The sequence below is a fragment of the Acidocella sp. genome, assembly GCF_028687955.1.
Taxonomy (GTDB): Bacteria; Pseudomonadota; Alphaproteobacteria; order Acetobacterales; family Acetobacteraceae; genus Acidocella.
Genome location: NZ_JAQTZC010000011.1, coordinates 1 through 11,635, shown reverse-complemented (window position 1 = coordinate 11,635; position 11,635 = coordinate 1). Strand labels below are relative to the sequence as shown.

The window sequence follows — 11,635 nt, the reverse complement described above, 5'->3', positions numbered from 1 at the left end:
GTGGGGACATGGATATAGATAAAAAGTCTGAGACAGAAAACTTACAGCCAGCGCCAGCAAAGCCGCAGACGATAAAGCTGCCGCCGGAGATTGGTGGACAGAAGGGCCCCGAGCCGACACGCTATGGCGACTGGGAAAAAAATGGACGCTGCACTGATTTTTGAATACAGGAGTGATTGCCGTGAAGTCAGTTGCAGGTGTTGTTGGGCTTCCACTCGTGGTGGCGGGGATCGTGTTGTTTTTTGTGGTGCCGCTGATCGCGGAAAATACGGGAAATGAGTGCCAGGCGCTGGAAAAATACAATGCCAGCAATGCCGCGCGCAATGTGACGGGATCAACCACGGGGCCAATTTATGGTATGCTCAACGGATTGGCGCGCTCGGTTGCAACCGGCGAGGCGACGAGTGCCGCGGAGGCCAACGCACATCCGAATATTCCGGTAAGTGTAAGTTGCGCCTATGATTTCTGGAAGGCTTTCTAGGATGATCCGGGGCTTGTCCGGCAAGCCGGGGATTGTTTTCATGGTGCTGGCGATGCTGGATTTCGGCTTGCGGCCGGCCCTGGCGTCGCAGCTTGCGGGCGTGACTCTGCCGGACACGCAAACCGTGGGGACAACGCAGCTACAACTGAACGGCATCGGGCTACGCACCTATTCGGTGCTGGGCATCCATATTTATGTCGCAGGCTTATATTTGCAGCAGCCGAGCCATGATGCTGAAGCGATTTTGGCCTCACCCGGGATCAAGCTGGTGCAGATGCATTTTGTGCATGGTGTTGGTGTGAGCGCGATGCGCGGCGCCTGGCGCAGGGGATTAACGAAGAACTGCGTTGCGCCGTGTGTGCTCTCGCAAGCGCGGCTGGCGCAATTTTTGGCGGCGTTGCGCCCGGTAAAAGCCGGAGAGGATGTGAGCATCGAATTTCAGCCCTGGGGCGCTGAAGCGTTTTATGACGGGGTTTCGGTGGGAAAGATCGACGATCCGGGATTCGCGCGGCTGATGCTGGAGGTATTTATCGGGCAAAACACCACAGTGCCGCAATTGAAGCGGCAACTGCTTGGAGATGGGCCAGCGACAGGCTAGTGGATAAAATCCGGCTGAATGGTATCACAGTGGCATTAACCGCCAAGGACCGCGCATTGCGCCGCTCGTGGCACAGGTAGAGACAAGCCTCGTGCAGGCTCTCGGCCCATTTTTCGGAACCCTCACCTTCGGTGATGACACCATATTCCTTGAGGAACTGCTCGGCCGCTTTTTTGAAGGTCGGGCGGGGTACCAAGTGTTAAAATCTATCCACTAGCTCAGCATGCCCCGGAGTTCTTCAAGTGCTGCCAGCGTCTCAGCCAGCAAGGTGCGCAGGCGTTCGTTTTCCCTGTTCGCGCGTATCCAGTTTGCGCGTTCCATGCTCGCTTGTTCGGGACCAGCGGGTTCAGCGCCAACGGGTTCAGCGCCAACGGGGTTGCCGGTGGCCGGTTCCTCGGCGGCAAATTCATGGCTGAAGATGTCCTCATCGGCGGGGATGGCCATTGCGGCTCCGGGCAACGCCTTGGCCGGTTCATCCGCCACATCGGGCTCAGCCTTGGCGGCGAAGCCTGGCAACGGCAAGTGCGGGGTGATCTGCGGTGCGGTGGGCGCGTTTACCGCGACCGGCACTGGGGCCGCGCCAAGCTCAACCTCGGCCGCCTGGCGTTCCTCCTGCGAGGCGGGGGGGATGTTCTCATGCAGAGCGCCGCCGCCTTCACGCAGCAAGCGCTGCACACCCTTGATCGTGTAGCCCTGGGTGTAAAGCAGGTCCGCTACACGGCGGAGCAGCAACACATCCTCGGGACGGTAGTACCGCCGCCCGCCGCCGCGCTTGAGCGGACGCACCTGGGGAAATTTAGTCTCCCAGAAGCGCAGCACATGTTGCGGCACATGAAGCTCGTCGGCTACCTCGCTGATGGTACGAAAAGCATCCGCGGTTTTGCGTGGCCGAACCCGTCCGGACTCGGCGTGGGCCTCCGGCAATACGTCTTCCTCGTCGGGGTATTCTTCATCCACCATGCGAACCATCAATTATTCCGTTACAGCCCAACCGAAGGGCGAGGCGGGGCATTTACCGCGTCCCGCAGCATCTGGCTGGGGCGGAAAACCAGAACACGGCGGGGTAAAATAGGAACCTCGACGCCGGTTTTCGGGTTACGGCCCACGCGGCGGCCTTTCTGGCGGACAGAAAATGTGCCAAACCCGCTAATTTTAACGGATTTTCCCTCCGTGAGCGCGTCCACCATGCGCGCGAGAGTCGCTTCGAGTAAATCGGCTGATTCGTTGCGAGACAAGCCAACGGCGGCATAGACCGCCTCGGTTAGTTGTGCGCGCGTCAATGTGTTCATTTTACAAGATTAGCACGCGCGCGCGCGCGGTCAACAATTCGTTTTGTTTTTCCGTCACATACGGAGCAGCGCTGAACCCCACGTTAAGCCGCCGCCGAGGGCTTCCAGCAAAACCAGCTGCCCGGGCTTGATCCGCCCGTCGTTGATCGCCTGCGCCAGCGCCAGAGGAATGCTGGCCGCGGAGGTGTTGGCGTGCTGGTCCACCGTGACCACCACCCGCTCCTGCGGCAGGCCGATCTTGCGGCCAACGCCATCAATAATCCGGCGGTTGGCCTGATGCGGCACCAGCCAGTCGATATCCTTTGCTGTCAAATTGTTAGCGGCCAAAGCTTCGTTGACAGCGCAAGCCAGAAGGGTAACCGCATGGCGGAAAACCTCGCGCCCGTTCATGACCAGATGGCCTGGTTTGTCAGGCTGGCCGACCGCGCCATCAACATAGAGAATATCGGTCAGGGTGCCGTCGGAGTGCAGATGGGTGGAGAGGATGCCGGGGCCCTCCTCCGCCACGTCGCGGGCGCTGAGCAGCACGGCGCCCGCACCATCGCCAAATAGAACGCAGGTGCCGCGGTCAGCGAAGTTGAGGATGCGGGAATAAACCTCGGAACCGATCACCAAAATGTGATCCGCCTGGCCGGAGCGGATCATCGCCTCGGCAATGCCGAGACCATAGATGAAGCCCGAGCAGGCAGCCGCAATATCAAACCCGAAGGCGTTTTTCGCGCCCAGCATCCCCTGGACATGCACGGCGGTAGAGGGAAAAGCCTGATCCGGCGTGGAGGTGGCGAGGATGATGGCGCCGACATCCTCCGGCGCAATGCCGGCGGTGGCCAGGGCACCGCGCGCGGCGGCGGCGCCCATAAAGGCGCAGGTCTCATGGCGGCCGGCGAAGTGGCGCTGGCGGATGCCTGTACGCTCGGTGATCCATTCGTCGGAGGTGTCCACGCGTTCCGCCATTTCGGCGTTGGAGACGATTTTTTCCGGCAGGTAGGCGCCGATGCCAGCCATGACCGCGCGGCGGCGCAAACGCTCAGACATCGGGGTTGGCTGTCTGTTCGAAGGCGAGAATGGCGCGGTCCATGGCGGCCAGCCCCTCGGCAATACGGCTGTTGAAATCGTTGTTTATCATATCCATCGCCACATCCACCGCATGCGCAAATCCTTCAGCATCCGTTCCGCCGTGGGATTTGACCACCACGCCGTTCAATCCGAGCAGCACCGCGCCGTTGTAGCGGCGGGGATCCAACAGCTCGCGCAGGCGCCGCAACGCGCCCCGGGCGAGTATATAACCGGCCTTGGCGAGCGGCCCGGAGGCGAAAACCCGCTTTAGCAGGTCGCCGACCAGCTTGAAGGCGCCCTCCCCGGTTTTCAACGCGACGTTGCCGGTGAAGCCATCAGTGACAATGACGTTGACCGTGCCCGCAGTGATGTCGTGGCCTTCGATGAAGCCGTGGAACTGCGCGCCGATCGGGCTTTCGCGCAGCGTGGCGGCGGCGGCGCGGAGAATGTCGTTCCCCTTGCCTTCCTCGGAGCCGACATTGAGCAGGCCGATGGTGGGCGCGGGCAGGCCCAGTACGATTTTGGCGAACATCTCGCCCATCAGGGCGAATTCGACCAGGTTGCGGGAATCGCAGACCACGTTGAGGCCGAGATCGAGCATCACGACATCGCCCCTGGCCGAGGGGGCGGTTGCCGCCATCGCCGGGCGGTCAATCCCTTGCAGGGTTTTGAGGACAATTTTGGAGAGAGCGAGCAGCGCGCCGGTGTTGCCGGCGGAGATTACCCCGGCGGCCTGGTTATCGTGCACCGCGTCAATCGCGCGGCGCATCGAGGAATCGCGCATCCGCAAGGCGACCGTCGGCTTCATGTCGCCTGTGACGATGGCGCCGGCGTGGTGCAGCGTGCTCTGAGACTTGAGGCGCTTGGTTTTGGCGAGCAGCGGCGCCAGCACCGCTTCATCGCCGAACAATAAAAAACGGGCCAGCGGATGCCGCACCGCGGCAATCTCGAGCCCGGCGATAATCACCTCGGGCGCGTGATCCCCCCCCATGGCATCCACAGCCAGTATATTGCTCCGGCTCATTGCATACCCTTGGGGGAGATTCCTGTTACCGATTTTACCGAAAGAAAGGCGCTAGACGCGAACGACGCCCTTGGCGGTCTTGCCGGATGCAACGACTTCACGGTTATCATAATGGCCGCAATGGGCGCAGACATGGTGCGGGCGCTTGAGCTCACCGCAGTTGCCGCATTCCGCGTGCGCTTCCGCGCGCAATGCCTGATGGCTGCGGCGCATGCCGGCGCGCGAGGGGGAGGTTTTACGTTTAGGAACGGCCATAGCTGCTGCAACCTTAAAAAAATACGGTAAAGAGGAACGAGAGGCGCGGCGTAGCAGAGGCGCCGCTGTGTCGCAAGTCATAGATGCCACGCGAAGGCGGAAGGGCTGGCGGCGGGCGGGGAATTTATACGTCAGCCCCGCCTTTGCGGGCCTTGAGCGCGGCGAAGGGGCTTTCCGGCTCGCCGCTCAATTCGGCCGGAAGGGCTGCGCCAGGCTTGCGCGGGTAAGGGTCCAGCGCCAGGGCGAGCTGTTCGGCCAGGGCTTCGCCAAGATCCAGCAGGTCAGCCGTGTAGGGAATTTCGTCCGGGCCTTCGAGCGTTTCGGGGTCCAGCTCCACGCCCTCGGACTCAGGCAGGCTCTGCGCGGGGACGAATCGCAGCTCGCATTCCTCGTCGATGCGGGTGTCGAAAGGCTCCAGGCTGACGACGCAGGTTTGCGTGACCTTGGCCTGCATGCGCAAACGCGCGGCGATAATCCCGGCGCGCTCGTGACGGAGCGCGAACTCCCCCCGCAGCAGGGCGATGCCCGGCAGGGTGAAGCGCGATGCCAGCGCCGCGCGGGTCGGTTCATCGGCCAGCAGTATATGTTCCTGCGTGGCGTCTTTAATATGCGAGGCCCTGATGGGCCGGTGAAAATTCTGTTCCATGCCCTAGATATAGGCTGACTGCATTGACACGGAAGCCCCTGCCGTGAGACCCAATCGGCTGAGATACCCTCTCCAAGCTCTTTAAGGACCCCAAGCGTGCGCCCTGCCCCGCTGTCATTGACGACCCTGCTCTGCGCGATACTGACCTTGCCGGGCTGCGCCGTGTTCACCGATGCGCCGCACTACCGCGGCATCGCCGTGACGCAGCATGACCTTAACGAGCTGACCCCGGGGATTTCCAGCCAGGCCGACGTGCAGGCGCTGCTCGGTCCGCCGACCTTCGTGGAGCAGTTCGACAATAACAACTGGGATTATGTCAGCCAGATCACGAAAATCCGCATCGGCCAGACCGAGGGCGTGAAGCACCAGCATGTCGTGGTGCTGAAGTTCAACAATAGCGGTATTCTGCAAGGCATTTCAGAGAAAGATCTTAAGAATCGCGTGTATGTCGCGATGGATGGCGCGCAGACGCCGGTGCCGGGCGGCAAGCCGAGTTTCATCCGCCAGCTGATCGGCGGGGTTGGCAGCTACAACCCGCTGGGAGCCGCGGCGGATACCAGCAGCGCCAGTTCAAGCGCCAGCAGCCTGGGCGGCGCCCCGGCTGGCGGCCCCAGCAGCGGCAGCGGGTTTTAGCCCATGAAACGGCGGGATCTGCTTAACGGCCTTTCACTCGCCACACTCTCTCTTGCCAGCGCACGGGCGCAATCCGTGCTGGGCGTTACCAGTGATTCCGCACCCGCGGCCTCCGCCGCAACGGGGAGTGGATCGCAGGCCGCCAAGCTCGACGATACGGTGGGCGAAGGGTTCAACCGCATTGTCATGATCCGCTGGGGCGATGCCGTGCTGCCCAATGCGCCGCCATTCAACCCGGACGCGCTGAACGCGGATCAGGCCCGGGCGCAATTTCCCTATGACGGCGTGATCGCCGCGATGATCTCCCCGCCCCCGGCGCAGGATGGTATTCCCCGGCTGGTGATGGTGGTGGCCAACCCGGCGGCGCCGGCGCGCATGGTCTTTCCCGGCGGGATTGATAATCCCGCTGTGGCCGGCCGGTTGCAGGGCGCGACCATCCTGAACCTGCAATACATGTCCGGCCGCTGGGTGACGGTTGATGGGGGCTATCAGTCGCGCCGCATCACGGACGGCACGCTCTGCGAAATCACCGGGCCCGTGGCGCCGGTTATCGGCAGCACCGTGCAGGGTTTGCTGGCGCCGCAAGCGGGCTGCGCCACCCCCTGGGGCAATGTGCTGCTGGCCGAGGGCCATACCGCGCCCTGGCTGAAGCGCCTCGCGGGGGTGGGTTATGGCTATGACGACCCGGCGCAGGCGCCGTGCTTCGGCTGGGTGAGCGAGCTGAACGCGCTGCATCCGGAGTCGATACCGGCGAAGCGCACGGCGCTGGGGCGTTTTGCGCGCGCGGGGATCGCCGCCACGGCGACACAGGATGGCCGGGCGGTTATTTTTATGAGCCAGGATGCGCCAGGCGGGTATCTGTTCCGCTTCATCGCCGCCGCCGCCCCCACAACCGGCGGCACGTCACTGGATTCAGGCACGCTGGCAGTCGCCCAGATTACCGCTGGCGGCATTATCTGGCTCGATCTGCCGGGCACCATCCCGGCTCTGGTTGGGGCGGTGAACGCCGCCGCGATCGCCGGAGGCTCGGCCTTTGATGCGCCGGGTGGAATCGCCATCAGCGCGGACGGAGGGACAATCTACCTTGCCTGTGCCGGAAACCCCGCCCGCACGGCGCCCGATGCGCTCAACCCGCGCGCGGGGGACGGCAACGGGCATATCGTGGTGCTGATGCCGCCGGGCGGCGATGTGAGCGCGGAAAATTTTGCCGGAAAGGTGGTGCTGGCCGCCGGTAACCCGGCCACCACGGCGGGCACGAACTATGTGGCGGGCTCCAGCGGCTGGCTACGTAAGCCGCGCACGCTGAATCTGGCCGCCACGGGTGAGCTGTGGATCGGCACTGACCAGGGCGGTGACACCAGCCTGGGCGCGGACGGGCTGTTTGTGATGCAGACCGCAGGCCCCAGCCCGTATTTGCTTACAACCGCTTATCTGGCGCCGGTTGGCGCGGCGATGGGCGGGGTGGGCTTTGATCGCAGTACGATTTTCGCGGCGGTGCGCCATCCGGGCGCTACGCCTGCCGCCAGTTTTGACGATCCGGCGACACGCTGGCCGACACTGCTGCCCAACATGCCGCCGCAGACCACCATTATCGGGCTGGTGCGGGTTTAGAGCCCGATGACATCAGCGCATTCAGCGACGCGCGCAGGGCGGGGCTGAGCGCGGCGGGGCGGCTGGTTGCCGGGTCCACCTGGACCACGACAGCCTCGCAGGTGGCCACGCATTTCTCGCGTTGAAACAGGGCCTGGGTTAAGGTAACCGAGCTGTTGCCGATGGTTTTGACGGCTGAGCCGATCTCGACTGTTCCTGGCGGATGGATCTCCGCCAGATAATCAATAGAGATGTGGGCCAGGAAAAAGCTGAAGCCTGGCTTGGCGAGCATCCGCCCTGCGGCCTCGAGCAAGGCAACGCGGCCGGTTTCAAGAAAAGTGGCGAAGGCGACGTTGTTGATATGGCCCTGGCGGTCGATGTCGCCGTAGCGGAGCTTGTCGTAGGTCTGGGAGGGAAAATCAGCCAGCAGCGGATGGGAGGTCATTCAGCTCAGGTCTTTCTCTGGCAGCAGTTTGCCCGGATTGAGGAGGTTTTGCGGGTCCAGCGCGGCCTTGAGGGCGCGCATGAGGTCGAGGTCCACCGCTGATTTATGCGCGCGCATGCCCGCGAGGCGGAATTGGCCGATGCCGTGCTCGGCCGAGAAACTGCCGCCACGGGCCACCGCCAGGGCTTCGATGTCAGTGGTGATGGCGGCTTTGCGGGTGGCGAGGCTGGCCAGGGTCTGGCCCGCCGGCGGGCGGATGTTGATGTGCAGATTGCCATCGCCCAGATGGCCGAAAATGTTTAGCCTGCAATCAGGGTATTTTTCCGCCACCAGGGCTTCGATCGCCGCCACGGCCTCGGGGATGGCGGCCAGAGGCACCGCGATGTCATGCTTGACCGCGCCGCCCTCGCGCAACTCCCCTTCGGAGACGGCCTCGCGCATGGCGATGAAGTTTTGTGCCTCGCGCGTGGACTGGGCGATCACCGCGTCCTGGGTGAGGCCGGATTCCAGGGTTTCGCCCAGCAGGCGCTCCAGCGTGGCGGTGGGGGTGGCGGCGGCATCAAGGGCCGAGAGTTCAAGCAAAACATAAGCGGGCGCGGCAAAGGGCAGCCGCCCGCCTGGCGTGTGGGCGGCGCCGAGTTGCATCGCCGGGCCGCCGATAAACTCGCATAGGGTGAGCGCGGGGCCGCATTGACGGCGAAGCCGCGTGAACAGCTCCAGCGCCGCCGCGACATCCGCCACCCCCGCCAGGGCGCAGGCCTGGGCGCCTGGCGCGGGGTAGAGCCGCAGGGTGGCGGCGGTGATGATGCCGAGCGTGCCCTCCGCGCCGATGAAAAGCTGCTTGAGGTCGAGGCCGGTGTTGTCCTTGCGCAGGGCGCCAAGGCCATTCCAGATACGGCCATCGGCCAGCACGGCCTCCAGCCCCAGCACCTGGGCGCGGGTGGAGCCGTAGGAGAGCACCTGCATGCCGCCGGCATTGGTGGAGACGATCCCGCCGATCTGGGCCGAACCCTCCGCGCCGAAGCTGATGGGAAAGAGCTTGTTCGCGCGCGCCGCCGCCTCGCGCACCGCGTGCAGGGTTGCCCCCGCCTCGGCGGTGATGGTGTCACCCACCGGGTCCAGCGCGCGGATTTGGTGCAACCGGCGCAGGTTGAGGATGATCTGATTGCCGCCAGGGGCCGGCACGCCGCCCGCGACGAGGCCGGTGTTGCCGCCTTGGGGGACGATTTTGACCCCCGCCCCGGCGCACAGCTTCACGATTGCCGCGACCTCGGCGGTGGATTGCGGCATCACCGCGCAGAGCGCCGTGTGGCGCGAGAGCTGGCGCCAGTCGGTCTCATACGCGGCGCGGTCAGCCGGGGCGGTGAGGACGGCACCCTCCCCGGCAATCTCCCGCAGGGCGGCGAACAGCGCCATCAGGCTGGTTTCGCGGTTTTGCCCATTTTATGCGCGAGCGCCTCCTCAGCAGTGCCGACGCCGCCATGCGCCGCCGACCACGCCATGGGGTTCTCCAAAAACTTACGCACGCCGGTGAGCGCCGAGTCGGAGAAATAGGGCTGGCTCTTGGCGGCCTCCAGAACGTCCCACCAGGTGCATAGGTGATGCAGCGAAATATCCATGCTCGCCAGGGTCTCGAAGCTGCCGGGGAAGACGCCGTAGAAAAACACCACGAAGGTGTGGTTGCAGATGGCGCCCGCATCGCGCAGGGCCTTGGCGAATTGGATTTTGGAGCCGCCGTCGGTGGTTAAATCCTCCACCAGCAGGGTATTCATGCCCTCGGGCACATCGCCCTCGATGAGGGAATTACGGCCAAAACCCTTGGGTTGCTTGCGAATATAGGCCATGGGGGCGCTCATGCGCTCGGCGATCCAGGCGGCGAAGGGGATGCCTGCCGTCTCGCCGCCGGCCACGGCCTGGATGGCCTCATAGCCGATGTGGCGGCTGATTTTCTCGACCGCGAGGTCGCAGATTTTAGCGCGCGCGCGGGGGAAGAAGATGATTTTGCGGCAGTCGATATAAACCGGGGATTTCCAGCCGGAGGTGAGCGTATACGGCTCCTCCGGGCGGAAGTTCACCGCCTTGATCTCAAGCAGCAGCTTGGCCGTGGTCAGCGCCGCGTCCCTGTCCCAGTCGCTCGCCCAGTCAATTTTTGCCGCAATCCGCCCACTCATGGTTCAACTCCTCAGAATCCTGGGGTTTTCCTATCCCGAGTTGCGCAACCCGTCCATGCGGGGGCTGACCGCTGGGCAGGCTTGTCTCCCCAGCCTGGAATGATATGGAAGTCGCCGTAATATAAGGAGCGTTGCGCATGGCGAAAATCAAGGTAAAAACCCCGGTCGTGGAGATGGATGGCGATGAGATGACCCGGATCATTTGGGGGTTCATCAAGGAGAAGCTGATCCTCCCGTATCTCGACATCGACCTTAAATATTACGACCTCGGCATTGAATCTCGCGACCAGACCGACGACCAGGTAACGCTGGATGCCGCCCATGCCACCAAAAAATACGGCGTGGGCGTTAAATGCGCGACCATTACGCCCGACGAGGCGCGGGTTGTTGAATTTAGCCTGAAGAAGATGTGGCGCAGCCCGAACGGCACCATCCGCAACGTGCTGGACGGAACCATCTTCCGCGAGCCGATCATCTGCAAGAATGTGCCGCGCCTGGTGCCGCACTGGTCGGAGCCGATCGTGATCGGCCGTCACGCCTATGGTGATGTTTACCGCGCGGTTGAGATGAAAGTCCCCGGCGCGGGCAAGGTGGAGCTGACCTACACCCCCGCCGATGGCGGCGCGCCCGTGAGCCTGGAAGTGCATGACTTCAAAGGTGCGGGTGTGACCATGGGCATGCACAATACCCTGGCCTCGATCGAGGGGTTCGCGCGCGCCAGCTTCAACTACGGGCTGATGCGCAAATACCCGGTTTATCTCTCAACCAAGAACACGATTTTGAAAGCCTATGACGGCACCTTCAAGGATGCCTTCGAGGCGATCTTCAACAATGAGTTCAAGGCGAAATACGATGCCGCCGGGCTGACCTATGAGCACCGGCTGATCGACGACATGGTGGCCTGCGCGCTGAAGTGGAGCGGCGGGTATCTGTGGGCGTGCAAGAACTACGATGGCGATGTGCAGTCCGACATCGTGGCGCAGGGCTTTGGCTCGCTCGGGTTGATGACCTCGGTGCTGCTCAGCCCCGATGGCCAGACCGTTGAGGCAGAGGCCGCGCACGGCACGGTGACGCGCCATTACCGCGACCACCAGAAGGGCAAACAGACCTCGACCAACCCGATCGCCAGCATTTTCGCCTGGACACGCGGGTTGATCTATCGCGGCCAGTTTGATGGCACGCCCGATGTGGTGGCCTTTGCCGAGACGCTGGAGAAGGTTTGCGTGCAGACGGTGGAAGCCGGGTTCATGACCAAGGATCTGGCAACGCTGATCTCCAAGGATGCGCCCTGGATGAACACCCAGGACTTCCTCAACAAGCTCGACAGCAATCTGAAGCTCGCGATGAAATAACCCCTGCCCTGGCCGCCGGTTTTTGCCGGTGGCCAGGGAGTTTAGCGCCTGATCGCTTTAATACCATTCAGCCTTAAGGCTGACTGGTATGCGCG

The 11,635-nt window shown here is 63.3% G+C and carries 15 protein-coding genes; 6 read left to right on the top strand and 9 right to left on the bottom strand.

From position 1 onward, the window contains the following. The first annotated feature begins 8 nt into the window (after positions 1 to 8). The 3 genes from PHE40_RS02605 to PHE40_RS02595 are packed head-to-tail and all read left to right on the top strand — an operon-like array spanning position 9 to position 1,079. The gene (locus PHE40_RS02605; protein WP_299957603.1) at positions 9 to 164 is read left to right on the top strand and encodes a DUF1674 domain-containing protein; all 156 of its coding nucleotides are present in this window, start codon (positions 9 to 11) and stop codon (positions 162 to 164) included. A gap of 17 nt (positions 165 to 181) precedes the next feature. Then, entirely contained in the window at positions 182 to 481 is a 300-nt protein-coding gene (locus PHE40_RS02600; protein ID WP_299957600.1) for a hypothetical protein, read from the top strand. Position 482: 1 nt separating this feature from the next. Then, on the top strand, positions 483 to 1,079 hold the full coding sequence (locus tag PHE40_RS02595) for a chalcone isomerase family protein (RefSeq protein ID WP_299957597.1): 597 nt from the start codon (positions 483 to 485) through the stop codon (positions 1,077 to 1,079). 213 nt (positions 1,080 to 1,292) lie between these two features. Here the strand turns inward: PHE40_RS02595 and PHE40_RS02590 are convergent, their stop codons facing one another. The 6 genes from PHE40_RS02590 to PHE40_RS02565 all read right to left on the bottom strand — a co-directional run bounded on the left by PHE40_RS02590 (position 1,293) and on the right by PHE40_RS02565 (position 5,349). Then, positions 1,293 to 2,048, bottom strand: coding sequence for a MerR family transcriptional regulator (locus PHE40_RS02590; protein WP_299957704.1), 756 nt, complete (start codon positions 2,046 to 2,048; stop codon positions 1,293 to 1,295). Between the two features lie 11 nt (positions 2,049 to 2,059). Continuing rightward, the gene (locus tag PHE40_RS02585; protein WP_299957594.1) at positions 2,060 to 2,368 is read right to left on the bottom strand and encodes an integration host factor subunit alpha; all 309 of its coding nucleotides are present in this window, start codon (positions 2,366 to 2,368) and stop codon (positions 2,060 to 2,062) included. 54 nt (positions 2,369 to 2,422) lie between these two features. Beyond that, a complete protein-coding gene (locus tag PHE40_RS02580; RefSeq protein WP_299957592.1) occupies positions 2,423 to 3,403 on the bottom strand; it encodes a beta-ketoacyl-ACP synthase III in 981 nt (326 codons plus the stop codon). After that, positions 3,396 to 4,448 carry a phosphate acyltransferase PlsX gene (gene plsX, locus PHE40_RS02575; protein ID WP_299957589.1) on the bottom strand — a complete coding sequence of 351 codons (1,053 nt, stop codon included), beginning with the start codon at positions 4,446 to 4,448 and terminating at the stop codon, positions 3,396 to 3,398. The genes PHE40_RS02580 and plsX overlap by 8 nt, the downstream gene beginning before the upstream one ends. A gap of 51 nt (positions 4,449 to 4,499) precedes the next feature. Further along, a complete protein-coding gene (gene rpmF / locus PHE40_RS02570) occupies positions 4,500 to 4,703 on the bottom strand; it encodes a 50S ribosomal protein L32 (protein ID WP_291425237.1) in 204 nt (67 codons plus the stop codon). 124 nt (positions 4,704 to 4,827) lie between these two features. Beyond that, positions 4,828 to 5,349, bottom strand: coding sequence for a DUF177 domain-containing protein (locus PHE40_RS02565; protein ID WP_299957581.1), 522 nt, complete (start codon positions 5,347 to 5,349; stop codon positions 4,828 to 4,830). 96 nt (positions 5,350 to 5,445) lie between these two features. Between PHE40_RS02565 and PHE40_RS02560 the strand changes: the two genes are divergently transcribed. Continuing rightward, positions 5,446 to 5,982: an outer membrane protein assembly factor BamE gene (locus PHE40_RS02560; protein ID WP_299957578.1), complete on the top strand. Its 537-nt coding sequence runs from the start codon at positions 5,446 to 5,448 to the stop codon at positions 5,980 to 5,982. 3 nt (positions 5,983 to 5,985) lie between these two features. Beyond that, on the top strand, positions 5,986 to 7,593 hold the full coding sequence (locus tag PHE40_RS02555) for a PhoX family phosphatase (protein WP_299957575.1): 1,608 nt from the start codon (positions 5,986 to 5,988) through the stop codon (positions 7,591 to 7,593). Here PHE40_RS02555 and PHE40_RS02550 read toward each other — a convergent pair. From PHE40_RS02550 to PHE40_RS02540, 3 genes are read right to left on the bottom strand one after another with little or no spacing between them, the layout of a single operon-like run. Further along, positions 7,571 to 8,017, bottom strand: coding sequence for a thioesterase family protein (locus tag PHE40_RS02550; protein WP_299957572.1), 447 nt, complete (start codon positions 8,015 to 8,017; stop codon positions 7,571 to 7,573). The two genes, PHE40_RS02555 and PHE40_RS02550, sit on opposite strands and share 23 nt — an antisense overlap. Then, the gene (locus PHE40_RS02545; RefSeq protein WP_299957568.1) at positions 8,018 to 9,433 is read right to left on the bottom strand and encodes an FAD-binding oxidoreductase; all 1,416 of its coding nucleotides are present in this window, start codon (positions 9,431 to 9,433) and stop codon (positions 8,018 to 8,020) included. Continuing rightward, on the bottom strand, positions 9,433 to 10,188 hold the full coding sequence (locus tag PHE40_RS02540; RefSeq protein WP_299957566.1) for an orotate phosphoribosyltransferase: 756 nt from the start codon (positions 10,186 to 10,188) through the stop codon (positions 9,433 to 9,435). The genes PHE40_RS02545 and PHE40_RS02540 overlap by 1 nt, the downstream gene beginning before the upstream one ends. Positions 10,189 to 10,325: 137 nt before the next feature. Here PHE40_RS02540 and PHE40_RS02535 point away from each other — a divergent pair, with 137 nt between their 5' ends. Continuing rightward, positions 10,326 to 11,540, top strand: coding sequence for an NADP-dependent isocitrate dehydrogenase (locus PHE40_RS02535; RefSeq protein WP_299957563.1), 1,215 nt, complete (start codon positions 10,326 to 10,328; stop codon positions 11,538 to 11,540). Positions 11,541 to 11,635: the final 95 nt, after the last annotated feature.